This is a genomic window from Pseudonocardia broussonetiae (assembly GCF_013155125.1).
Taxonomy (GTDB): domain Bacteria; phylum Actinomycetota; class Actinomycetes; order Mycobacteriales; family Pseudonocardiaceae; genus Pseudonocardia; species Pseudonocardia broussonetiae.
Genome location: NZ_CP053564.1, coordinates 4,624,783 through 4,647,460, shown reverse-complemented (window position 1 = coordinate 4,647,460; position 22,678 = coordinate 4,624,783). Strand labels below are relative to the sequence as shown.

Genomic DNA, 22,678 nt, shown 5'->3' with positions numbered 1-22,678 from the left:
GTCACCCCTTCCCGTGCGTCTGGGCGTCGTAGTGCGCGGCGTGGGTCTCCCGCACCTTGTTCTTCTGGATCTTGCCGGTGCTGGTCCGGGGCAGCTCGTCGACGACGATCACGGACTTGGGCACCTTGTAGCCGTCGAGGTGCCCCTTGAGCGCGGCCAGCAGCTCCGCACCGTCGACGGCCTCGCCCGGGCGCGGCACGACCACCGCGGTGATCGCCTCGCTCCAGCGCTCGTGCGGCAGCCCGACGACGACGACCTCGGCCACGCGCTCGTCGGCCGCGTACACCGCCTTCTCCACCTCGATCGACGCCACGTTCTCGCCGCCGGTCTTGATGACGTCCTTGAACCGGTCGGCGAACCACAGCACGCCGTCCTCGCCGAAGCGCCCGACGTCGCCGGAGTGGAACCAGCCGTGCGCGAACGCCGCCGCGGTGGCCCCGGGGTTGTCGAGGTAGCCGTTCATCGTCGACGGGCCGCGGTAGACGATCTCCCCCTGCTCGCCCGGCGGGAGCAGCCGCCCGTCCTCGGCCATGATCGCGACCTGCACGCCGGTGATCGGCGTGCCGACCGCGCCGATGTGGGAGAGCTGGTGCTCGGGCCGGAACAGCGTGGTCACCGGGCTCATCTCGGTCTGCCCGAACAGCAGCGCGAAGTCGCAGCCGAACCCGTCGAGGCAGGCGCGGATGAGCGCGTCGGGCATCGGGGCCATCGCGTAGACGGCGCGGCGCAGCGAGGAGAGGTCGCGCCCGCCGAACGACGGGTGCTCCAGCGCCGCGCGGAACATCATCGGCAGCCCGAAGACCTGCGTGATGCCCTCGCGCTCGACGGCGTCGAGGAACGCGCCCGGCTCGAACCCGCGCTGCACGTGGATCGTGGCGCCCACCAGGACCGCGGGCGTGCAGAACGCGTTGAGCTGGGCGGTGTGGAACATCGGCATCATCGCGACGAACCGGTCGCTCGCGTTCCAGCCCGCCTCCAGCGCCCCGGACATCGAGCCGAGGTAGACCGCCTTGTGGCTGCCGACGACGCCCTTGGGGAACGACGTGGTGCCCGAGGTGTAGAGGTAGGACAGCGCGTCGGCGTCCTCGACGAGCACCTCCGGCTCGGAGTCGTCGTCGGCGAGCACCTCCTCGAGCGTGCTCCACCGCCGGTCGGCGGGCTCCGCCGCGTACCCGCCGCCGGTGCCGGGCGCCACGATCACGTCCGCCACGGCGTCGACCTGCGCGACCGCGTCCGCGACGGCCCCCACGAGCTGGGCCTCGACGACGATCCCGCGCGAGCGCGAGTGGCCCAGGACGTAGGCCGTCTCGTCGGGGCGCCACCCCAGGTTCACCGGGACGCAGACGACGCCGAGCTTGGCGCAGGCGTAGTAGACGGCGAGGAACTCGGCGCTGTTGGCCGAGGCCAGCCCGAGCGCGTCGCCCCGGCCGTAGCCGCGGGCGGCGAGGCCGTGGGCGAGCCGGTTGACCCACGCGTTCAGCTCCGCGTACGTCCACCTCCGGTCGCCGTCGACGAGCGCGGGCTGCGCAGGGCGCAGGGCCGCGGTGCGCGTCAGCGAGTCGCCGACGTTGATCCGCTGGACGAGGTTGGTGCCGATCGGGTGCGACATGGCCGGCCGTCCTAGTAGGAGCGCGGGAGGCCCAGGCTGTGCTGGGCCACGTAGTTGAGGATCATCTCGCGGTTCACCGGCGCGATCCGCAGCAGGCGGGCCAGCCCCCAGTACGGGACGAGCCCGTACTCGCTGGCGAGCCCGTTGCCCCCGTGCGCCTGGATCGCGGCGTCGACGGCGCCGAGCGCCGCCTCGGCCGCGGCGTACTTCGCCATGTTCGACGCCTCGCCCGCCGGCAGCCCGCGGTCGTGCAGCCAGGCGGCCTTGCGCGTCATCAGCGCGGCGAGCTCGGTCTCGATCTTGGCCTTGGCCAGCGGGTGCGCGACGCCCTGGTGCGCGCCGATCGGCGTCGACCAGACCTGGCGCGTGGTGGCGTAGGAGGCGGCCTGGTCGAGCGCGTGCCGGGCGATGCCGACGCACAGCGCCGCCCCGGTGATCCGCTCCGGGTTGAGGCCGCGGAAGACCTGCCGGAACCCCGCGCCCTCCTCCCCCACCAGCGCATCGGGGCCGACGCGGACCCCGTCGAAGTGCAGCGTGAACTGCTTCTCCGGGAGCATCGCGTCGACGGGCAGCGGCACCGCCTCCAGACCCGGGGCGTCGGTCGGCACGACGAACAGCGACATCAGCGGGCCGCCCGACTCGTCGCGCCCGGTCCGCGCGACGACGAGCAGCGCCTCCGCCTCGTCGACGCCGGAGATGTAGTACTTGGTGCCGGTGATCAGCCAGTCCTCGCCGTCACGCACGGCCGACGTGGAGATCCTGTGCGTGTTGGAGCCCGCGTCGGGCTCGGTGACCGCGAAGACGACCTTCACCGTGCCGTCGGCCAGGCCCGGCAGCCAGCGCGCCTTCTGCTCGTCGCTGCCGAACTCCCCGATCACCTCGGCCGAGATCGCCGCCGAGACCAGCAGCAGGAGCAGCGGGGTGCCGCGGGCGGCGATCTCCTCGCAGACGATCGCGAGCTCGACGAGCCCGCCCCCGCCCCCGCCGTGCTCCTCGGCGACGTTGACGCCGACGAAGCCCGACTCCCCCAGCGCCGACCACAGCTCGTGGCACGGCTTCCCGGCGGCCGCGCGCTCCGCGTAGTAGGTCGGCCCGAACCGGCTCGCGACGGCACCGACCGCGTCGCGCAGATCGCGGTGCTCGTCGGTCTCGGTGAAGTCCACGACGACCCCTGTCCCTCGGATGTGAATTCGGGTGCACTAGGAACGTAGCGCGTCCGGTGCCACACTGGCCAGATGTCGCAGACCGACACCGGCCGCAGGCGCGATCCGGACCGGCGTTCCCGGATCCTCGACGCCGCCGCCGAGCTCACGGCCCGGCGTGGCTTCCACTCGGTGGGGATGGCCGAGATCGGCGCGCAGGCCGGCATCGTCGGGTCCGGCATCTACCGGCACTTCGACAGCAAGATCGCCGTGCTGGTGGCCGTGCTCGACCAGGGGATGGACCGCCTCGCCGACCGCGCCGCGGCGATCGTCTCCACGGCCGCCGACGACCGCAGCGCCCTGTCCGCGCTGGTCCGCGACCACATCCAGGTCGCCATCACCGAGCGACACATGCTCGCGATCTACCACCGCGAGGTGCACAACCTGCCCGAGGACGACCGCAGGCGGCTGCGCAGGCGGCAGCGCCACTACCTCGAGGACTGGGTGCACGTGCTGGCCCCGCTGCGCCGCGACCTGTCGGACCCCGAGCTGCGCGTGGCGGTGCACGCCGCCATCGGCGCCATCCAGTCGACGCTGTTCTTCAGCAGCGGGCTGCCCGACGACCGGCTCGCCGCGCTGCTCGACGCGATGGCCCACCAGTGCCTCGGGGTCGAGCCGCTGGACGAGCCCCAGTGAACGGCGGATGACCAAGCCTTGATCGGTGCCCGCGCCGCTGCCATCCTGCCCTGACCACTCACCGAGGAGCGCCCGTGTACCCAGGCAAGTTCGCCGCGACCATCCCGGACAAGGCCGCCGTCGTCATGTCCGACACCGGTGCCGTGCTCACCTACGCCGAGCTGGACGAGCGCTCGATCCGGCTCTCCCGGGCCCTGCACGACGCCGGCCTGCGCCCCGGTGACGCCGTCGCGCTGATCACGGAGAACTCGCTGCGCAACTACGAGGTGTTCTGGGCCGCGATGCGCAGCGGCCTCTACCTCACCGCCGTCAACCAGAACCTGACGCCGTCCGAGGTGTCCTACATCGTGCGCGACTGCGGCGCGAAGGCCGTGGTCGCCTCCTCCCGGTACGCCGCCACCGCCACCGCGATCCTCGCCGACACGCCCGGCGTCGACCTGCGCCTGTCCTTCGGCGACACCGCGGTCGAGGGCCACGACGACTACGCGGCCGCGCTCGCCGCCGCCTCGCCCGAGCCGCTGCCCGAGCAGCCCCGCGGCCGCGACATGCTCTACTCCTCCGGCACCACCGGCGTGCCCAAGGGCATCAGGGCCCCGCTGCCCGGCGTGTCCGTCGTCGAGGGCGGCGACCCGCTGATCGGCCTGTTCGGCCCGCTCTACGGCTTCGGCGACGACACCGTCTACCTCTCCCCCGCCCCGCTCTACCACGCCGCGCCGCTGCGCTTCGGCGGCATGATCCACCAGGTCGGCGGCACCGTCGTCGTCATGCCGAAGTTCGAGCCGGCCGCGGCGCTGGCCGCGATCGAGCGCTACTCCGTCACGCACAGCCAGTGGGTGCCGACGATGTTCGTCCGCATGCTCAAGCTGCCCGAGGACGTGCGCACCGCCCACGACCTGTCCTCGCACCGCGTCGCCGTGCACGCCGCGGCCCCGTGCCCGGTCGAGGTGAAGCAGCGGATGATCGAGTGGTGGGGCCCGATCCTGCAGGAGTACTACGCGGCGACCGAGGCCATCGGCGTCACCGTGATCGACTCCCCGACGTGGCTGCAGCACCCCGGCTCGGTCGGGAAGGCGCTGCTGGGCGTCCTGCACATCTGCGCCGACGACGGCTCCGAGCTGCCGACCGGCGAGGTCGGGCTCGTCTACTTCGAGCGCGAGGTCCTGCCGTTCGCCTACCACAACGACCCCGACAAGACCCGCGGCGCGCAGCACCCCGAGCACCCGAACTGGGGCACGACCGGCGACGTCGGCTACCTCGACGAGGAGGGCTTCCTGCACCTCACCGACCGCAAGGCCTTCATGATCATCTCGGGTGGGGTGAACATCTACCCGCAGGAGATCGAGAACGCGCTGACGCTGCACCCGGCGGTGTTCGACCTCGCCGTCATCGGCATCCCCGACGAGGAGATGGGCGAGCAGGTCAAGGCGTTCGTGCAGCCCGCGCCCGGCGTCACCGGCTCCCCCGAGCTGGAGGCCGAGCTGCTCGCCTTCCTGCGCACGACGCTGGCCGGGTACAAGGTGCCGCGCAGCATCGAGTTCGTCGACACCCTGCCGCGCACCGAGACCGGCAAGCTGCAGAAGCACAAGCTGCGCGACCGCCACCCGGCGCCGACGGCGTGACCGCGGTGAGCCGCCCGCTGCTGGTCGACGCCGTCGTCGACTTCACCGCCGACCCGCTCGCCTGCGAGGCCGCCGCCGTGCGCGCCGAGGCCGAGGGCTACGACGGCGTCTCGATCCCCGAGACCTCGCACGACCCGTTCGTCGCGCTCACCCTGGCCGCGCGGGCGACCAGCCGCATCACGCTGCAGAGCGGGATCGCGGTCGCCTTCGCCCGCAACCCGATGACCACCGCGATGGTGGCCAACGACGTGCAGCTCGTGTCCGGGGGCCGGTTCGAGCTGGGCCTGGGCTCGCAGGTCCGCGCGCACATCGAGCGGCGCTTCGGCATGCCGTGGGGCCGCCCGGCCGCACGCATGGAGGAGTACGTCGGCACGCTGCGCGCGATCTGGGAGCGGTTCGCCACCGGCGGGCGGCTGCACGTCGAGGGCGAGTTCTACCGCCACACCCTGATGACGGAGTTCTTCGACCCCGGCCCCAACCCGCACGGCCCGCCGCCGGTGCTGCTGGCCGCGGTCGGCGAGCGGATGACCGAGGTCGCGGGCCGGGTCGCCGACGGCATCCTCTGCCACAGCCTCACCACCGTCCGCTACCTCACCGAGGTCACGGTGCCCGCGCTCGCGCAGGGCCGCGGCGGCTCCCTCGACGGGTTCACCGTCTCCCTCGCGGTGTTCGCCGTGCTCGGCGACACCCCGGAGCAGCGGGCCGCGGCCGAGGCGGGCGTCCGGCGCCAGATCGCCTTCTACGCCTCGACGCCGGCCTACCGCCCCGTCCTGGAGCTGCACGGGTGGGGCGAGCTGGCCGACCGGCTCAACCGGCTCTCCCGGCAGCAGGCGTGGGCCGAGATGGCCACGGCGGTCGACGACGACGTGCTCGACGCGTTCGCCGTGGCCGGGGACGCCCCGGCGGTGGCCGCGCAGATCCGGGAGCGCTTCGGCGGCGTCGCCGGGCGCCTGTCGCTCAACACGCCCTACGCCGCCGACCACGACCAGGTGCTGGAGGTGACGGCCCTGCTCCGGTAGGCCCTGCTGCGGTAGGCACTGCTCCGGTAGGCACTCCTGCGGGCCTGCGCCCGACCCGACATGATCGGGGCATGGAGCCCCTCACCGTCGAGCAGAAGGCGGCGCTGTCCATCGGCGCCGACTTCTGGCACACCAGCGCCGTCCCGGGCGTCCCGTCGATCCTCGTGTCCGACGGCCCGCACGGCCTGCGCGTGCAGCCGGGCGCGGGCGACCACGTCGGCCTCGGCGGCAGCCTGCCCGCCACCTGCTTCCCGACGGCGGCCGCGCTCGCGTCGACGTGGGACCCGGCGCTGCTGCGCGAGGTCGGCGAGGCTCTGGGCACCGAGGCGCGGGCGCAGGGCGTCGGCGTCGTCCTCGGCCCGGGGGTCAACATCAAGCGCTCGCCGCTGTGCGGGCGCAACTTCGAGTACTTCTCCGAGGACCCGCACCTCACCGGCGTGCTGGCCGCCGCGCTGGTCGAGGGCGTGCAGAGCCGGGGTGTGGGCACCTCGCTCAAGCACTTCGCCGCGAACAACCAGGAGACCGACCGGCTGCGCGTGAGCGCCGAGGTCGACGAGCGCACGCTGCGCGAGATCTACCTGCCCGCCTTCGAGCACGTCGTCACCACGGCGCGGCCGTGGACGGTCATGTGCGCCTACAACAGGGTCAACGGCACCTACGCCTCGGAGCACGCATGGCTGCTCACCACGGTGCTGCGCGACGAGTGGGGCTTCGACGGCGTCGTCGTGTCCGACTGGGGCGCGGTGGCCGACCGGGTCGCCGCGCTGGCCGCGGGGCTCGACCTGGAGATGCCGCCGAACACCGGGGTGAGCGACCGCGCGATCGTCGACGCCGTGGCCGACGGCAGCCTCGACGAGGCCGTGCTCGACCGCGCCGTCGACCGGATGCGGCGGCTCGTCGAGCGCGCCGGCCCGGCAGGACGCGGCGAGTTCGACCACGACGCCCACCACGCGCTGGCCCGCCGCGCCGCCGCCGACGCGATCGTGCTGCTGCGCAACGAGGGGCCCGACGAGCACAGCGGAACGCTGCCGCTGCGCGACTCCCCCGCGCTCACCGTCGCCGTCGTCGGCGAGCTCGCCCGCACCCCGCGCTACCAGGGCGCGGGCAGCTCGCAGGTCAACCCGACGCGCGTCGACGTGCCGCTCGAGGAGATCCGGGCGGCGCTGCCGTCGTCGACGGTCGGGTTCGCGCCCGGCTACGCCCTCGACGGGCCCGCCGACCGCGCGCTCGCCGACGAGGCCGTCGCGCTCGCGTCCGGGGCCGACGTGGTCGTGGCGGTGCTGGGCCTGCCGCCGGCCGAGGAGTCGGAGGGCTTCGACCGCACCCACATCGACCTGCCCGTCGCCCAGACCGCGCTGCTCGCGCGGCTGTCGGCCACCGGCGTGCCGGTCGTCGTGGCGCTGGCGCACGGCGGGGTCGTGCGCACCGACCCGTGGGAGCAGCGGGTGGCGGCGGTCGTCACGTGCTGGCTCGGCGGGCAGGCGGGCGGGGGCGCGCTCGCCGACGTCCTGACCGGCGCCACCGACCCCGGCGGGCGCCTCGCCGAGACGGTCCCGCTGCGCCTGGCCGACACCCCCTCCCACCTCAACTTCCCCGGCGAGGAGGGCCGTGTCCGCTACGGCGAGGGCGTGTTCGTGGGCTACCGCGGGTTCGACGCGCTCGACCGGCCCGTCGCCCACCCGTTCGGCCACGGCCTGTCGTACACGACGTTCGGCTACTCCGGGCTGACCGTCGACGTCGACGGCACCGACCTCACCGTCGGCGCCACCGTCACCAACACCGGCGAGCGGGCCGGGCGGGAGGTCGTGCAGCTCTACGTGGGCGACCCGCAGGCCTCGGTCGCGCGGCCGCCCGCCGAGCTGCGGGGGTTCACCAAGATCGCGCTGGAGCCCGGCGAGTCGCGCACGGTCACGTTCGACCTGCACGCCCGCGACCTGTCGTTCTGGTCGGTCGCGCACGGCGGCTGGGTGGTGGAGCCGGGCGAGTTCGAGATCGCCGTCGGATCGTCGTCGCGCGACCTGCGGCTGTGCCGGACCGTCACCGTCGACGTCGAGCGGCCGCGCCCGGTCCTCACCGCCGACTCGACCCTGCAGGAGTGGCTGGCCGACCCCGAGGGCGGGCCGGCGCTGCGGGCGGCCGCCGGGCCCGGGATCCTCGACGACGCCGAGCTGCAGAAGGTGATCGGCAACTTCCCGCTCGCGCGGCTCGCCGCGTTCCCGGGCATCGGGATCACGCGGGAGACGCTCACCCGGCTCGGCGCCTGACCGTCCGCTCCAGGATCCCCAGCGTGGCCTTCAGGGCCTGGGCGGAGATGATCGGGAAGATGTCGCGCTCGCGCCACTCCGGGTGGATCTGCGACCAGTCGCAGTAGGAGGTGACGAGCGTGCCGCCCTCGACGGGGGCGAGCGTGTAGCCGTAGACGTGGCCGATCGGTGGGCGGACCCGGCCCAGGATCGTCCAGGAGATCGCCTCGTCGGGCACGAGCTCGCGGATGGTGACGGTGACGTCGTAGCGGCTCATCGGCACGTCGCCGAGCGCCTCGCGGTCCATGTGCACGACGAACTCGTCGCCCGCGGCGGACACGGGCTCGCCGGTGGCGTCCTGCAGCATCCCGGAGCTGTCGATGTCGACGTGGCCCTGCGGGTCCCGCAGCACGGCGAACACCGCCACGGGGGGTGCGGGGATGGTGCGCGTGACCTCGATGCGCTCGGCCTGCGGGGTGTCGTCGATCATGGCCGCATCCTGCCAGGATGGGGGCGTGAGCGCGGCCGGGAGCGAGGGCGGGCACGGGGCCGCGGGCGTCCCGAACTCCGTGCTGGGCCGCACGATGACGCTGCTCGGCGCCTTCCGCCCGGGCGACGCCGAGCTGACGCTGGCCGAGCTGTGCCGGCGCACCGGCATCCCCAAGGGCACCGCGCACCGCCTGCTCGCCGAGCTCGTCGAGTGGCAGATCGTGGAGCGCACCGAGCGCGGGGTGCGCCTGGGCATGCGGCTGTTCGAGCTCGGCCAGCTCGCGCCGCTGCAGCGGGGCCTGCGCGAGGCCGCCGCCCCGTTCCTCGCCGACCTGTTCGAGGCCACCCGCGAGACGGTGCACCTGGCCGTGCTCGACGGCGTCGAGGTCGTCTACGTGCACAAGCTGACCGGCACCCGCGGGCCCGAGGTGCCCTCGCGCCTGGGCGGGCGGATGCCCGCGCACTGCACCGGCGTGGGCAAGGCGCTGCTCGCGTTCGCCCCGCCCGACCGGCTCGCCGCCGTGGTCGCGGCCGGGCTGGAGCGCCGCACGCCGCGCACCGTGATCGCCCCCGGGCTGCTCGACGCCGAGCTCGCGCGGATCCGTGAGCGCGGGGTGGCCGTCGAGCACGAGGAGTCGACGGTGGGCATCGCCTGCGTCGCGGCCCCGGTGCTGGACGGCGACGGGACCGCGGTCGCCGCGATCTCGATCACCGGCTGGGCCCACCGCCTCGACACCGCCCGCGTGGCCCCGGCCGTGCGCACCGCCGCACTGGGCCTGTCCCGCGCCCTGGGCCCCTCGTTGCTCAGGCGAGCCTCCCCTACATAGGGTGCAGGCACGTCCCCGAGCCGGCGCCCCGGGCGGCCCCGGCTCCCCTGATCGAGAGCAGGCACATGACCGGCTTCGCCACGAGCGTCACCAGTCCCGAGCAGCTCGCGGAGCTCTACCGCCCGCCGAACGAGCTGGTGGCCCGCAAGAAGATCGACCACGTCGACGCCGGCGCGGCCGCCCTGATCGCGGCGTCGCCGTTCGTGCTGGTCTCCACGTCCGGCGCCGACGGTCGCTGCACGGTCTCCCCCCGCGGCGGCGAGCCGGGCTTCGTGCAGGTGCTCGACCCGGGCCGGATCGCGGTGCCCGACTTCGCGGGCAACAACCTGCTCGACTCGATGCGCCACCTGCTCGGCAACCCGCACGTGGGCCTGCTGTTCCTGCTGCCCGGGCGGCCGGAGGTCCTGCGCGTCGAGGGCTCCGCGGTGGTCACCGTCGACGAGGACGTGCTGGAGCGCGCCGTCGACCACGGCAAGCGCCCGGTCGCGGCCATCGGCGTCACGGTGGAGTCGGTGTTCGTGCACTGCTCGGCCTCGCTGCGCCGCGGCGGGCTGTGGGAGCCCGACTCCTGGGGCCGCGTCGAGGCTCCGACCACCAGCGAGGTCGTGCGCGGCCACCTCGCGCTCACCGAGGCGCCCGCCTGACCCTGGCATGCTCGGCGGCTCCACCGACGCACGTCCCGGGAGCCTCCGTGTCCGATCACCCCGCCGTGTCCGATCCCGCCCTGCAGGAGGCGCACGGCGTCGCCGACGCCCTGTTCGCCGAGCACGCCTCCGTCTTCGGCTCCGAGCTGCCGGTCTACCGCGGGCACGTGCACCGGGTGATCGGCACCGTCGGGCTGCAGGTGCCGGTGCCGCCCGACCGCGCCCGCGCGCTGGGCGTCGCCGCGTTCTTCCACGACGCCGGCATCTGGTTCGACGGCACGTGGGACTACCTGCCGCCCTCCTCGCGCCGCGCGGTCGCCGCGCTCACCGGCGACGACGCCACGCACGCCGGGCTCGTCGCGGCCATGGTCGACGAGCACCACCGGATCCGGCGCGCCCGCCACGGCGACCCGCTGGTCGAGGCGTTCCGGCGCGCCGACCTCGCCGACATCTCCCGCGGGCTGCTCGGCGCCCCCGGCGTGCCCCGCCCGGCGTTCCGGGACCTGGTCGGGCGCTACCCCGACCGCGGCTTCCGGCCGATGCTCGCCCGGGCCTTCGGCCGCGGGCTGCGGGAGGCGCCGTGGCGGCCCGCACCGATGGTCAGGCTCTGAGCCGTTCACGCTCTGGGACCGGCTCAGAACGCCATGCGCCGCACCCGCTCCGGGTGCAGGACCGCGCGGACCTGCTCGCCGTCCAGGATGGCGGCGAGGTCGGCGGCGCGGGTCGGGTCGTCGAGGTCCCAGTAGCGGGCGGCCAGGCGCGCGGCCAGGTCGTGGGCCCCCTCGGTCTCGATGCTCACGCGGCCGTCCACGGACACCCAGCGCTCCCGCTCCCCCACCGGGGCGGCGACGATGAGCGAGGCGCGCGGGTCGTCGCGCAGGCGGCGCAGCTTGGGCGCGTCGGGCTCGCTGAAGAACTGGACCGTGCCGTCGTCGGTGGCCTCGAACCAGATCGGGCGGGGCTGCGGCGGCTGGGTCGTGCCGGCCACGGTGAGGAAGCCGTGCAGGGGGCGGGCGAGGAACGCGAGGTCCTCGGCGGTGAAGGTGCTGGTGCTCATGTCCCGATTCCACACCCCCGCGCCGGACGCATCCATGGGTGAGGAGCCGGATCCCCTGTGCGAGCGTCTAACCTCGTGGGGTGGATCCCTTCGCCGACCTGTTCCGCGGGGTGCGCGCCCAGGGCTCGCTGTTCGGCAGCACGACCCTGACCGCGCCCTGGTCGCTGCGCTTCGTCGACGGCGCCCCGCTGACGCTGTGCACCGTGCTCGAGGGGGCCGGGTGGATCGTTCCCCGCGGCCGCCCGCCCGAGCACCTGGCCCCCGGGGAGACGCTGGTCGTGCGCGGGCCCGCGCCGTTCGACTTCGTCGACGAGGTCGGCACCGCCGCCGAGCCGGTCGAGTGCGGCGAGGACTGCGCGACGCCCGACCAGGGCGGCACCGTGCACCGCCTGGGCTGGCACGACCCCGGGCCCGCCGGCGCGGGCGGCGCGACGACGCTGGTCGTGGGCGCGTACCCGGTGCGGGGCGAGATCGGGCGGCGGCTGCTCGACGCGCTGCCCGACGTCCTGCGGGTCGCTCCCGGCGGCACCGCGGGTGCGGTGCGCGACCTGCTGGCCGCCGAGGTCGCCGTCGACGCCCCGGGCCAGCAGGTCGTGCTCGACCGCCTGCTCGACTGGATGCTCGTGTGCGCGCTGCGGGAGTGGTTCGACCGGCCCGGCGGCGAGCCGCCCGCCTGGTACGCCGCGCACCGCGACCCGGTGGTCGGACACGCGCTGCGCCTGCTGCACGCCGAGCCGGCGGCGCCGTGGACGGTCGCCGCGCTGGCCGACCGGACCGGGGTGTCGCGCGCGACGCTGGCCAAGCGGTTCGCCGACCTCGTCGGCGAACCGCCCCTGACCTACCTGACGCGCTGGCGCATGACGCTGGCCGCCGACCTGCTGACCGGACGCGGCACGGCGACGATCGCCGAGGTCGCCCGCGCCGTGGGCTACTCCGACGCCTTCGGCTTCAGCGCGGCCTTCAAGCGCGTCCGCGGCGTCACCCCGAGCGGGTTCCGGCGCACCGGCTGAACGCTCACCCCTCCTGGCGCGCCAGCTCGCGGAGCCGGAACTTCTGGACCTTGCCCGTCGCGGTCATCGGCAGGGCGTCGACGACGACGAGCCGCTCCGGCAGCTTGTGCGGGGCGATCCGGCGCTCGGTGCGCAGGAACGCGGTCAGCTCCTCCAGCGTCGGGGCGGCGCCCGCCGCCGGGACGACGACCGCGGCGGCCCGCTCCCCCATCCGCTCGTCCGGGTACGCGACGACGGCCACGGCGGCGACCGACGGGTGCGCGGCGAGGTGCCCCTCCACCTCGCCGGCGCTGATGTTGGTGCCGCCTCGGATGATGATGTCCTTGAGCCGGCCGGTCACGCGCACGTAGCCGTCGGCGTCGGCACGGCCGAGGTCGCCCATGTGGTGCCAGCCCTCGCCGTCGATCACCGCGGCGCTGCGCTCGGGCTCGCGCCAGTAGCCGAGGATCGCGCCCGGGCCCCGGTAGCAGATCTCGCCCTCCTCGCCGGGGGCCGCCTCGTCACCGTCCGGGCCGATGATCTTGATGTGGACGCCGTCGAGGGCGGGCGTGCCGTCGGAGCTCGACATCCGCTCCAGGGAGTCCTCCAGGTGGCAGCAGGTGGCCGCCATGACCTCGGACGCCCCGTAGAGCGGCACGAGCCGCCCGCCGGTGAACACGCCGCCGAACTCGCGCGCGAGCGCCTCCGGGATGGGCGCGCCCGCGCACAGCCAGAACCGCATCGACGACACGTCGGGGTGCTCGCCCTTCGCCGCGTCCAGCGCCATCCGCACGAACGGCGTGGCCGTCGCGGTGGCCGTGCAGCGGTACTCCGCGATCCGGCGCAGGCCCTCGTGCGGCTCCCACACGTCGAGCAGGTGGGTCTGCGCGCCGACGGCGAGCGGCACGAGCAGGCCGACCACCAGACCCGTGGCGTGCGCGACCGGCGACGGCATGAAGACCACGTCGTCGGGCGTGGTGTGGAAGACGTCGCGCGCCAGGCCGCGACCGGAGAAGTCCAGGGTGTTCCAGGTGTGGACGCAGCCCTTGGCCGTCGACTCGGTGCCCGAGGTGTAGACGATCAGGTGCGGCGCGTCGGGGTCGGGCTGCGGGCCCAGCTCGGGCACCTCCGTGCCGGCGCAGGCGTCGTCGAAGGCCAGCTCGCCGTCCTGCGCGGGGGCCCGGGCGATGACGAGCGTGGCCAGCTCGGGGGCCCCGGCGCGCAGCGACCGGAACATCGCGGCGTGGTCGAAGCCGCGGAACTCGCCGGTCGTCACGGCCGCGACCGCGCCGGAGTTGCGCAGCACGTGCGCCACCTCGGTCTCGCGGTACACCGTCATGATCGGCACCATCACCGCGCCGATGCGGGCGATCGCCAGGTAGGACACGGCGAACTCGGCCCAGTTGGGCAGCTGCACGGCCACCCGGTCGCCGGTGCCGACGCCGGCCGCCCGCAGCGTCGCGCCCAGGCGGTAGGCCCGCCCGCGCAGCGTCGCGTAGTCGAGCTCGGTGGTGCCGTCGGAGACGAACCGGCGATCGGGCCGCTCGGCGGCCCAGCGGTCGAGCAGTGCGCCCGCCGACCCGTCCTGCCACCAGCCGCGCTCGCGGAACTCCTCGACCGCGTTCCCGAACCGTCCCTGCACCGTCAGTTCCCGGGTGTCCGTCACGACCATCGCCAGCCTCCGCCGCACTGCGAGTTGTGGCCTGTAATTTATGAAGGTCAGACCAAAACGTCAAGAGCCGGACGTTGCCTTCGCCCGGTCGCCGGTCGTAGGTTCCCTATGGTCAGACCGAAACGAGAGTGAGGACGGCCGCCCGTGCGCATCGACGAGTTCACCGACGTCATCTACGAGGTCGAGAACGGCCTGGCCTGGATCACGATCAACCGGCCCGAGCGCTACAACGCGTTCCGCGCCCGCACCGTCGACGAGCTCGTGCTGGCGTTCAAGCGCGCCTGGGCCGACGACGCGGTCGGGACCGTCTGCCTCACCGGCGCCGGGGAGAAGGCGTTCTGCACCGGCGGCGACCAGAAGCAGCGCATGGAGACCGGCGACTACGGCCCGTCGGAGAGCGGGCTGTTCGAGGTCGAGGCCCTGCACCGCGTCATCCGCGACGTGCCCAAGCCGGTCATCGCGGCCGTGCAGGGCTTCGCCGTCGGCGGCGGCCACGTCCTGCACCTGCTGTGCGACCTGACGCTCTCGGCCGACACCGCGGTCTACGGCCAGAACGGGCCGCGCGTCGGCTCCTTCGACGCCGGCTTCGGCACCGGGCTGATGGCCCGCGCCATCGGGGAGAAGCGCGCGCGGGAGATCTGGTTCCTGTGCCGCAAGTACTCCGCGCAGCAGGCGCTGGACTGGGGCCTGGTCAACAAGGTCGTCCCCGCCGCCGAGCTGCACGACGAGGTCCGCGCCTGGGCCGCGGAGATCATGCAGCTCTCCCCCACCGCGCTCAAGGTCCTCAAGCAGTCGTTCAACACCGACACCGAGCACTTCGCGGGCATCGGGCAGATGGCGTTCTCGGCGCTCAAGCTGTTCGGCGAGACCCCCGAGGCGCAGGAGGGCATCACCGCGTTCAACGAGAAGCGGGCACCCGACTTCCGGGCGCACCAGAAGCACTAGGGACGCCGCTACCTCCCGGTCCAGACCGGCGGGCGCCCCTCGCGGAACGCGGCGAGCGCCTCGGGGAAGTCGGCGGCCCGGGTGAGCAGCGCCTGGCCGCGGTTCTCCAGCTCCATCGCCGCGGCGTAGGAGCCGACCTCCATGCCGGCCTGCAGCGCCCGCTTCGACAGGCGGACGCCACCGGGCGAGTTCCGCGCGACGGCCGCGGCGACGGCGTGCGCCTCGGCCACCGGGTCGTCGACGACGCGGTTGACCAGCCCGATCCGGGCGGCCTCCGCGGCCTCGACCGTGCGCCCGGTGAAAGCGAGCTCCGCGGCGATGCCCGGCCCGACCAGGCGCGAGAGCGTCCACGACGTGCCCAGCTCGCCGATCGACAGCCCCACCTTGACGAACGACAGCGCGAACTTCGCCGACGGCGCCGCGAGGCGGATGTCGGCGGCCAGCGCCAGCGACATGCCGCCGCCCGCGGCCGGGCCGTGCACCGCGGCGATCACCGGGAACGGCAGCGCGCGCAGCGCCGCGATCCCGTTCGCCGCGAGCTCCTGGAACGCGAGGAACTCCAGCGGCCCCATCTCCCGGAGGACGTCGATCTCGGCGAGGTCGAACCCCGTGCAGAACGCCCGCTCCCCCGCCCCGCGGACGACGAGCGCGCGGGCGCCGGAGTCGCGCAGGGCCAGGGCGGCCTCGCCGAACTCGTGGAACATCGTCACGGTCTGGGAGTTGGCGCGGTCGGGCCGGTTCACCGTGAGCACGGCGACGCCGTCGTCCCCGACGTCGAGCAGCAGCGTCCGCAGCTCGGTCCGGGGCGTCGTCAGCTGGGGCTCGGGCATGCGTCCTCCGGGTGGGCTGCAGGTGTGACGGGCTCGGTCGTGAGCGCGGCGAGGATCTCCCGGGTCGCGGCCTCGGACTCCTCCGGCGACAGGCCCCAGGCCGGGGCCACGAGGTCGAGGTGGCCGAAGTCGGCCTCGTGCGCGGCGACCCGGGCGTCGAGGTCGGCGGGGCGGCAGGCGATGCCGATGGCGTCGATCATGTCGTCGGGCACGGCCGCGGCCATCGCGGCGCCGTCGCGCTCGCGCGCCGCGGCGCGGATCCGCTCCTGGTGCCCGGTCCAGCCGTGCACCGCCATCAGCCGGTCGTAGGGGCGGGCCAGCACGTACTGGGCGATGGCGAACGCGAGGCGCCGCCGGGCGGCCTCCTCGTCGTCGTCCAGCGCGCACATCCGGATGCCCATGACGGTGAAGGCGTCGAGGTCGCGTCCGACCTCGGCGGCGCCGCGCGCGAGCTCGGGGCGCACGACCTCGTCGAGGTAGGCGGTGGTCGTCATCGGGTGCGCGACGAGCCCGTCGGCGACCCGTCCCGCCACCCGCACCATCCCCGCGTTGACGCCCGCGGTCCAGATCGGCAGCCGCTCCCGGAACGGGGCGGGCGTCTCGGCGGTGGGCGCGAGGTGCAGGCGGTAGAAGCGACCGTCGTGGTGGACCGGGCCCTCGTGCAGGAGCCAGAGCGCGCGCAGGACCTCGACCAGCTCGGTCATCCGCGCGGCCGGGGCCTCCCCGGAGACCGAGAGCCAGTTCTCCAGCATCCCGCGGGTGCCGTTGCCCAGGCCGAGCACGAGCCGGCCCTCGGACAGCTCGTCGAGGTCGCGGGCCTCGGCCGCGAGGATCAGCGGCGAGCGCCCGGCCCCGTAGGCGATGTTCGACCCGATCCGCACGCGCGAGGTGGCGGCCGCGAGCACCGCCAGCGGGACGGTCGCGGACCGGTTGTACAGCTCGGTCGTCCACACCGCGTCGAACCCCGCCGCCTCGGCCTGCGCGGCGATCTCCCCCGCCCGCCGGAAGCGCTCGGCACCCCGGCCGGCGGTGAAGATCGTCAGCCCGCGCCCGGCGTTGCCGCGCGCGCTCACGGGGCGAACCGCGGCGCGCGCTTCTCCAGGAACGCGGCCAGGCCCTCGCGCGCCTCGCCGCGCGCGAACAGCTCCTGCACGGCCGCGGCCTCGTGGCGCGCTCCCGCGGCGAGGTCGACATCGCCCGCGGCGTCGACGCAGCCGACCACCGCGGCCAGCGCGGGCCGCGACATCGGGGCGAGCTCGGCGGCCAGGGCGAGCGCGGCGCCGCGCGCCCCGCCCTCGTCGACGAGCCGGTCGACCAGCCCGATCGTCGCGGCCTCCGCGGCCGGGACCTGCCGGGCGCTGAGCATGATCTCCAGCGCGCGCCCGCGCCCGACCAGGCGCGGGAGGCGCTGCGTGCCCCCTGCGCCGGGGATGAGCCCCAGGCGCACCTCGGGCAGCCCGAACGCCGCCCGGGCCCCCGCGACGCGCAGCGTGCACGCCATCGCGAGCTCCATCCCGCCGCCGAGCGCGCGTCCCTCGACCGCCGCGACCGTGACGCGCCCGGGCGCGGCGAGCCGGTCGAGCAGCGCGCGCAGGCGGTCGCCGTAGGCGGCGAACCCGGCGTCGTCGATCGTGGCCATGTGCGCGATGTCGGCGCCCGCGGCGAAGAACCCCGGCACCGACGAGGCGACGACGACGGTGCGGGCGTCCCGGGCGTCGGCCTCGTCGAGCGCGGCGGACAGCCCGTCGAGGACGGCGGCGCCCAGCGGGTTGACCGGCGCGAGGCCCATCGTGGCGACGAGGACCCCGGCGCCCGCGTCCTCCCAGGTGACCGCGCTCATGCCATCGTCAGCCCGCCGCTGACCGACAGCGTCTGGCCGGTGATGTAGCCGGCGGCGTCGGAGGCGAAGAACGCGACCGCGACCGCGACGTCGGCGGGCTGGGCGAGGCGCTTCATCGGGACGCCGCGCGTCATCCCGGCCAGCACCTTCGCGCCGTCAGGCGAGCTGTCGGCGTAGGCGCGCAGCATCGGGGTGTCGGTCGGGCCGGGGCACACGGTGTTGGCGGTGAGCCCGGCGGAGGCGATCTCGCGCGCGAGGGTCTTGGTGAACGCGATCGTGCCGCCCTTGGCGCCGGAGTACACGGCCTCGAGCGACGAGCCGACGCGACCGGCGTCGGACCCGATGTTGACGATCCGGCCGAACCCGCGCTCCAGCATCCCCGGCACGACGGTGTGGCAGACCCGCAGCATGCCCTTGAAGTTGATGTCGAGGACCTTGTCCCAGAACTCCTCGGTGGTGTCGACGAAGTTCATGAAGTCGTCCCAGCCGGCGTTGTTCACCGCGATCTCGACGGGCCCGAGCTCGGCGGTGACCGCCTTGACCGCGTCCTGCACGGAGCCGGTGTCGGTGACGTCGGCGTGCACCGCGATCGCCGTGCCGCCCGCCTCGGTGATCGCCGCGGCGGTGGCCTGCGCGGGCTCGAGGTTGCGGTCGACGACGGCGACCCGGAACCCCTGGGCGGCCAGCGTCGTCGAGATGCCCTGGCCGATGCCCTGGGCGCCGCCGGTGACGAGTGCGGTTCTGCTCATCGGAGTCCTTTCGAGGATGCGGCGCGCAGCAGCGCGTCGCGGTGCCGGGGGTCGGCGATCGCCGCGAGGCGGCGGGGACGGTCGGGCAGCGGGCAGCCGCGCAGGTGCGCCACCCCGTGCTCGGTGACGACGACGTCGACGTCGGCGCGGGCGGTGGTGACGGGGCCGTCCAGCGCGGTCACGACGGTCGACGACTCCCCCGCGCACGAGCGCAGCGCGATGACCGAGCGCGCGCCGGTGCGGGCCGCGGCGCCGGAGAAGTCGGCCTGGCCGCCCACGCCGCCGAGGTAGCGCCCGCCGACGGTCTCCGACCCGACCTGCCCGGTGAGGTCGACCTGCAGCGCCGCGTTGATCGAGACCAGCCGCCCCAGCCGGGCGAGCACCGCGGCGCCGTGGGTGTAGCCGGCCGGGCGGAACTCGACGGGCATCCCGGGCAGCGACGCGTAGAGCTCCGGGCTGCACAGCGCCATCCCGGTGACGACGACGCCGGGGTCGATCTCCTTGCGGCTCCCGGTGACCACCCCCTCCTCCACCAGCCGCAGCACGCCGTCGGTGACCATCCCGGAGTGCACGCCGAGGTCGCGGTGCCCGGCCAGGCCGTCGAGGATCGCGTTCGGCAGGGCACCCACACCGATCTGGATCGTGTCGCCGTCCTCGACCAGCCCCGCGACGTGAGCGGCAATGGCGGCGTCGACCTCGTCGGGCGCGCGGTCGGGCAGCGCGGGCAGCGGCCGGTCGGTCTCCAGGACCGCGGCGAAGCGGTCGAGCGGGATCCCGGGCTCGCCGCGGGTCACCGGCATGCGGTGGTTGACCTCGGCCACCAGCGTGCGGGAGTGCCGGGCGGCGTCGGCGGAGTAGTCGACGCCGATCCCCAGCGAGCAGGTGCCGTCGGGGCCGGGCGGCGCCACCTGGACCAGCCCGACGTCGCCGGGGAGCAGGCGCTGCGCGAACAGCCGGGGCAGCGTCGAGTAGTGCCCGGGCACGACCTCCAGGCGCTCGCGCAGCGACCGCAGCTGCCCCATTGCACCGTAGGAGACGACGGTGAGGCCATCGGGCGGGGTGCGGCGGTGCGGGGAGATGCCGCAGAACGCCCGGACGTCGCCGATGCCGGCGAGCTGCTCGTGCAGGGCGTCGACCAGCGGGGTGGCCTCGGCCGCGGCCTGCCCCCACCACACCCCGTCGCCGGCGCGGACGTGGACGCGGAGATCGATCACCCGGACCACCGTAGTGACGTGGGAGCACCGGACACGTCAGATGACCGTTCCGCCGTCGACGGGCAGCACCTGGCCGGTGACGTAGGAGGCGGCGTCGGAGGCGAGGAACACGAAGCTCGCGGCGATCTCGGCGGGCTCGGCCCAGCGCCCGAGCGGGATGCGCTCCAGCGTCTTCGCCGCGAGCTTCTCGTTCGCGCGGATGCCCTCGGTCATAGGCGTGGCAGCGAGCGGGGCGAGCGCGTTGACGGTGACCTGCCGGCGCGCGAGCTCCTTCGCCAGGGACTTGGTCAGCCCGACGATCCCGGCCTTCGCCGCGCCGTAGTTGGCCTGGCCGATCGTGCCGACCAGCCCGGCGGCGGAGGTGACGTTGAGGATCCGTCCGGTGCCGTCGTCGGGCAGGAACGGGAGCACCGCCTGCGAGCAGGAGAACGCGCCCATGAGGTGGATCTCCACGATCTGCCGGAACGCGTCCTCCTCCAGCTTCCCGAACAGGGCCGGCGCGATCGCGCCGGCGTTGTTGACGAGGACGTGCACCACGCCGTCGCCGCCGAGCCCGGCGGCGCGGGCCGCGGCGGCGTCGGCGGCGGCGCGGTCGCGCACGTCGAGCAGGTGGTGGGCGGCCGTGCCGCCAGCGTCGGTGATCCGGGCCGCGACCGCCTCGGCGGCCGCCCCGTCGACGTCGGTGACGAGCACGGCGGCGCCGGCGGCGGCGAACGCCTCCGCGACGGCGGCGCCGATGCCGCTGCCCGCGCCGGTGACCAGCGCGGTGCGCCCGGCCAGGGAGAAGACGTCGAGGTAGGCCATCAGTAGCTCCGCGGCAGCCCGAGCACGTGCGACCCCAGGTAGTTGAGCACCATCTCCTGGCTCAGCGGCGCGATCTTGAGCAGCCGCGCCTCCCGGAAGTACCGGGCCACGTGGTACTCCTCGGAGTACCCCATCCCGCCGTGGGTCTGGACCGCCCGGTCCGCCGCCTCGAACCCCGCGTCCGCGCACAGGTACTTCGCCGTGTTCGCCTCCCGCCCGCACGGCAGGCCCTGGTCGTAGAGCCAGGTCGCCTTGCGCAGCACCAGTTCCGCGGCGTCCAGGCGGGCCAGCGAGTCGGCCAGCGGGAACTGCAGGCCCTGGTTCATCCCGATCGGGCGCCCGAACACCTCCCGCTCGTTGCCGTAGCGCACCGCGGTGTCCAGCGCGACCCGCCCGATGCCCAGCGCCTCGGCCGCGATCAGCATCCGCTCGGGGTTGAGCCCGTCGAGGATGTAGCGGAAACCCTGCCCCTCCTCCCCGACCCGGTCCTCCACCGGCACCCGCAGGTCGTCGATGAACAGCTCGTTCGAGCTGACGGCGTTGCGGCCCATCTTCTTGATCGGGCGGATGTCGACGTGCGCCCGGTCCAGATCGGTCAGGAACAGCGTCATCCCGTCGGTCTTGCGCGCGCAGTCCTCGAACTTCGTCGTCCGCGTCAGCAGCAGGACCTTCTCCGACTCCTGCGCCTTGGAGATCCACACCTTCCGGCCGTTGACGACGTAGTCGTCGCCATCGCGCTTCGCGAAGGTGGTGATCTTGGTGGTGTCCAGGCCCGCGCCGGGCTCGGTGACCCCGAAGCAGACGTGCAGCGAGCCGTCCACGATCCGGGGCAGCGTGCGGGCCTTGAGCTCCGCGGAGCCGTGCAGGATCACCGGGTGCATCCCGAAGATCGACAGGTGGATCGCGCTCGCGGCGTTCATGCCCCCGCCCGACCGCGCGACCTCCTCCAGGATGATCGACGCCTCGGTGATCCCCAGCCCGTGCCCGCCGTACTCCTCCGGCGTCGTGACCCCGAGCCAGCCCCCCGACGCCAGCGTGTCGTAGAACGCGGTCGGGAACTCGTGCGCCGCGTCGCGCTCGGACCAGTACCGGTCGTCGAACTCCCCGGCGATCTCCCGCACCGCCCTGCGGATGGTCGACTGGTCGTCGGTCAGCTCGAAGTCCACGGTGCACCTTAACAAAGGACAGACCAAATCACACGGGTGCGGGCACGAGCTCCAGGGCCGCCGCGATGCGCTCGTTCCACGCCTTCGGAGCCCCGAACAGGACCCGGTCGAGCTTGGCGCGCTTGTAGGACAGCTGCAGGTCGTGCTCCCACGTGTAGCCGATCGCGCCGTGCAGCGTGAGCGCCGTGTCGGCCAGCACGGCGGCGCCGGCGGTGACCTGGGCCTTGGCCGCGGCGGCGTGCATCCCGGCGTCGGGGTGGCCGGACCCCACGGAGGCGGCCGCCAGGTAGACGATCGAGCGCGCCGACTCCACCTGCACGAGCATCTGCGCCGCCGCGTGCTGGACGGCCTGGAACGAGCCGATCGGCACGCCGAACTGGCGCCGCTCCAGCGCGTACGCGACCGACATCTCGAGCATCCGCTCGGCCGCGCCGAGGGCGTCGGCCGACACCAGCACCGCGGCGCGCAGGGCCACCGCGCCCAGCACGGCGTCGACGTCACCGGGGACGTCGACCGCCGCGCGCGGCGCCCCGACGTCGGCGACCGAGCGCGTGCCGTCGGTCAGGGCCCGCGCCACCACGTCGGCGTCGTCGGGTCCGACCAGCAGGAACGCGCCGTCGCGCCCCGGCACCAGCAGCCGGGCGCCGCGGTCGCCGCCGAGCACCGAGCGCACCGGCCCCGGGCCTCGGGCGTGCCGCGGCCCGGGCACGGCGTCGGACGGGACGGCGAGCACGACCGGCTCCCCGGCGAACAGCCCGGCCGCGGCGTCGGGCGCGCCGGCCAGCGCCGGGGCGGCGAGCACCGACCCGGTCCACAGCGCCGAGGGCGCCACGGCCCGCCCCAGCTCCTCGGCCACGATCGCCTGCTCGACGAGCCCGCCGCCCTGCCCGCCCAGCTCCTCGGGCGTGCCGACGCCGGCCCAGCCGTCGGCGGCGAAGCGCCGCTCGAAGGGGCCCGCGTCGCGGGCGTCGGCCCACGTGCGGACGTCGGCGGTGGTGCAGTGCTCGCGCAGCCAGGCGCGCAGGACCGTCCGCAGGTCGGCCTGCTCGGCCGACAGTTCCCATCGCATGCGGCGCTCCTCGTCGGGTGGTCGGGCGGTGGATGCTAGTTTGGGTCAGACCTTT

General features: G+C 74.6%; 22 protein-coding genes. 9 read left to right on the top strand and 13 right to left on the bottom strand.

Annotated elements, in window-relative coordinates; genetic code table 11:
- Window position 1: 1 nt before the first annotated feature.
- Together HOP40_RS22710 and HOP40_RS22705 are read right to left on the bottom strand one after the other, a co-directional pair.
- Window positions 2–1,609 (bottom strand): AMP-binding protein, encoded by a 1,608-nt coding sequence (locus tag HOP40_RS22710; RefSeq protein WP_172161775.1) that lies wholly within the window; start codon window positions 1,607–1,609, stop codon window positions 2–4.
- Between the two features lie 11 nt (window positions 1,610–1,620).
- On the bottom strand, window positions 1,621–2,772 hold the full coding sequence (locus tag HOP40_RS22705) for an acyl-CoA dehydrogenase family protein (RefSeq protein WP_172161773.1): 1,152 nt from the start codon (window positions 2,770–2,772) through the stop codon (window positions 1,621–1,623).
- Window positions 2,773–2,844: 72 nt separating this feature from the next.
- Here HOP40_RS22705 and HOP40_RS22700 point away from each other — a divergent pair, with 72 nt between their 5' ends.
- From HOP40_RS22700 to HOP40_RS22685, 4 genes are all read left to right on the top strand, one after another.
- Window positions 2,845–3,447, top strand: coding sequence for a TetR/AcrR family transcriptional regulator (locus HOP40_RS22700; protein ID WP_172161771.1), 603 nt, complete (start codon window positions 2,845–2,847; stop codon window positions 3,445–3,447).
- Between the two features lie 74 nt (window positions 3,448–3,521).
- Window positions 3,522–5,066 carry an acyl-CoA synthetase gene (locus tag HOP40_RS22695; protein ID WP_172161769.1) on the top strand — a complete coding sequence of 515 codons (1,545 nt, stop codon included), beginning with the start codon at window positions 3,522–3,524 and terminating at the stop codon, window positions 5,064–5,066.
- Between the two features lie 5 nt (window positions 5,067–5,071).
- Window positions 5,072–6,085, top strand: coding sequence for a TIGR03617 family F420-dependent LLM class oxidoreductase (locus HOP40_RS22690; protein ID WP_240157211.1), 1,014 nt, complete (start codon window positions 5,072–5,074; stop codon window positions 6,083–6,085).
- A 71-nt stretch (window positions 6,086–6,156) separates the two neighbouring features.
- Window positions 6,157–8,349, top strand: coding sequence for a glycoside hydrolase family 3 C-terminal domain-containing protein (locus HOP40_RS22685; RefSeq protein ID WP_172161767.1), 2,193 nt, complete (start codon window positions 6,157–6,159; stop codon window positions 8,347–8,349).
- Here the strand turns inward: HOP40_RS22685 and HOP40_RS22680 are convergent.
- On the bottom strand, window positions 8,330–8,818 hold the full coding sequence (locus HOP40_RS22680; protein WP_172161765.1) for an SRPBCC family protein: 489 nt from the start codon (window positions 8,816–8,818) through the stop codon (window positions 8,330–8,332). The genes HOP40_RS22685 and HOP40_RS22680 overlap by 20 nt on opposite strands.
- Window positions 8,819–8,843: 25 nt before the next feature.
- Here HOP40_RS22680 and HOP40_RS22675 point away from each other — a divergent pair, with 25 nt between their 5' ends.
- From HOP40_RS22675 to HOP40_RS22665, 3 genes are all read left to right on the top strand, one after another.
- Window positions 8,844–9,644, top strand: coding sequence for an IclR family transcriptional regulator (locus tag HOP40_RS22675; RefSeq protein WP_338053031.1), 801 nt, complete (start codon window positions 8,844–8,846; stop codon window positions 9,642–9,644).
- A 65-nt stretch (window positions 9,645–9,709) separates the two neighbouring features.
- A complete protein-coding gene (locus tag HOP40_RS22670) occupies window positions 9,710–10,288 on the top strand; it encodes an MSMEG_1061 family FMN-dependent PPOX-type flavoprotein (RefSeq protein WP_172161763.1) in 579 nt (192 codons plus the stop codon).
- A 47-nt stretch (window positions 10,289–10,335) separates the two neighbouring features.
- On the top strand, window positions 10,336–10,899 hold the full coding sequence (locus HOP40_RS22665; RefSeq protein WP_172161761.1) for a hypothetical protein: 564 nt from the start codon (window positions 10,336–10,338) through the stop codon (window positions 10,897–10,899).
- Window positions 10,900–10,922: 23 nt separating this feature from the next.
- Here the strand turns inward: HOP40_RS22665 and HOP40_RS22660 are convergent, their stop codons facing one another.
- Complete coding sequence (locus HOP40_RS22660) at window positions 10,923–11,345, bottom strand: pyridoxamine 5'-phosphate oxidase family protein (RefSeq protein WP_172161759.1); 423 nt, start codon at window positions 11,343–11,345, stop codon at window positions 10,923–10,925.
- Window positions 11,346–11,425: 80 nt separating this feature from the next.
- On the opposite strand from HOP40_RS22660, the gene HOP40_RS22655 reads away from it, so the two are divergent.
- Entirely contained in the window at window positions 11,426–12,355 is a 930-nt protein-coding gene (locus HOP40_RS22655) for an AraC family transcriptional regulator (protein ID WP_172161757.1), read from the top strand.
- 4 nt (window positions 12,356–12,359) lie between these two features.
- On the opposite strand, the gene HOP40_RS22650 is transcribed toward HOP40_RS22655, so the two are convergent.
- Window positions 12,360–14,006 carry an AMP-binding protein gene (locus HOP40_RS22650; RefSeq protein ID WP_172161755.1) on the bottom strand — a complete coding sequence of 549 codons (1,647 nt, stop codon included), beginning with the start codon at window positions 14,004–14,006 and terminating at the stop codon, window positions 12,360–12,362.
- Window positions 14,007–14,150: 144 nt separating this feature from the next.
- Between HOP40_RS22650 and HOP40_RS22645 the strand changes: the two genes are divergently transcribed.
- Complete coding sequence (locus tag HOP40_RS22645) at window positions 14,151–14,951, top strand: enoyl-CoA hydratase-related protein (protein ID WP_205346878.1); 801 nt, start codon at window positions 14,151–14,153, stop codon at window positions 14,949–14,951.
- Window positions 14,952–14,959: 8 nt separating this feature from the next.
- On the opposite strand, the gene HOP40_RS22640 is transcribed toward HOP40_RS22645, so the two are convergent.
- Genes HOP40_RS22640 through HOP40_RS22605 form a run of 8 tightly spaced genes read right to left on the bottom strand, consistent with a single transcriptional unit; the run spans window position 14,960 to window position 22,623 of the window.
- Window positions 14,960–15,781 (bottom strand): enoyl-CoA hydratase/isomerase family protein, encoded by an 822-nt coding sequence (locus HOP40_RS22640; protein ID WP_172161753.1) that lies wholly within the window; start codon window positions 15,779–15,781, stop codon window positions 14,960–14,962.
- Window positions 15,763–16,854 (bottom strand): LLM class flavin-dependent oxidoreductase, encoded by a 1,092-nt coding sequence (locus HOP40_RS22635; RefSeq protein ID WP_205346877.1) that lies wholly within the window; start codon window positions 16,852–16,854, stop codon window positions 15,763–15,765. The genes HOP40_RS22640 and HOP40_RS22635 overlap by 19 nt, the downstream gene beginning before the upstream one ends.
- Window positions 16,851–17,621: an enoyl-CoA hydratase-related protein gene (locus tag HOP40_RS22630; protein ID WP_172161751.1), complete on the bottom strand. Its 771-nt coding sequence runs from the start codon at window positions 17,619–17,621 to the stop codon at window positions 16,851–16,853. The genes HOP40_RS22635 and HOP40_RS22630 overlap by 4 nt, the downstream gene beginning before the upstream one ends.
- Window positions 17,618–18,370 (bottom strand): SDR family NAD(P)-dependent oxidoreductase, encoded by a 753-nt coding sequence (locus HOP40_RS22625; protein WP_172161749.1) that lies wholly within the window; start codon window positions 18,368–18,370, stop codon window positions 17,618–17,620. The genes HOP40_RS22630 and HOP40_RS22625 overlap by 4 nt, the downstream gene beginning before the upstream one ends.
- Window positions 18,367–19,584 (bottom strand): acetyl-CoA hydrolase/transferase family protein, encoded by a 1,218-nt coding sequence (locus HOP40_RS22620; protein ID WP_172161747.1) that lies wholly within the window; start codon window positions 19,582–19,584, stop codon window positions 18,367–18,369. The genes HOP40_RS22625 and HOP40_RS22620 overlap by 4 nt, the downstream gene beginning before the upstream one ends.
- A gap of 36 nt (window positions 19,585–19,620) precedes the next feature.
- Window positions 19,621–20,388 carry an SDR family NAD(P)-dependent oxidoreductase gene (locus HOP40_RS22615; protein WP_172161745.1) on the bottom strand — a complete coding sequence of 256 codons (768 nt, stop codon included), beginning with the start codon at window positions 20,386–20,388 and terminating at the stop codon, window positions 19,621–19,623.
- On the bottom strand, window positions 20,388–21,554 hold the full coding sequence (locus HOP40_RS22610; RefSeq protein ID WP_172161743.1) for an acyl-CoA dehydrogenase family protein: 1,167 nt from the start codon (window positions 21,552–21,554) through the stop codon (window positions 20,388–20,390). Before HOP40_RS22610 ends, HOP40_RS22615 begins: the two co-directional genes overlap by 1 nt.
- A gap of 28 nt (window positions 21,555–21,582) precedes the next feature.
- Window positions 21,583–22,623, bottom strand: a complete 1,041-nt coding sequence (locus HOP40_RS22605) for an acyl-CoA dehydrogenase family protein (RefSeq protein ID WP_172161741.1) — start codon at window positions 22,621–22,623, stop codon at window positions 21,583–21,585.
- Window positions 22,624–22,678: the final 55 nt, after the last annotated feature.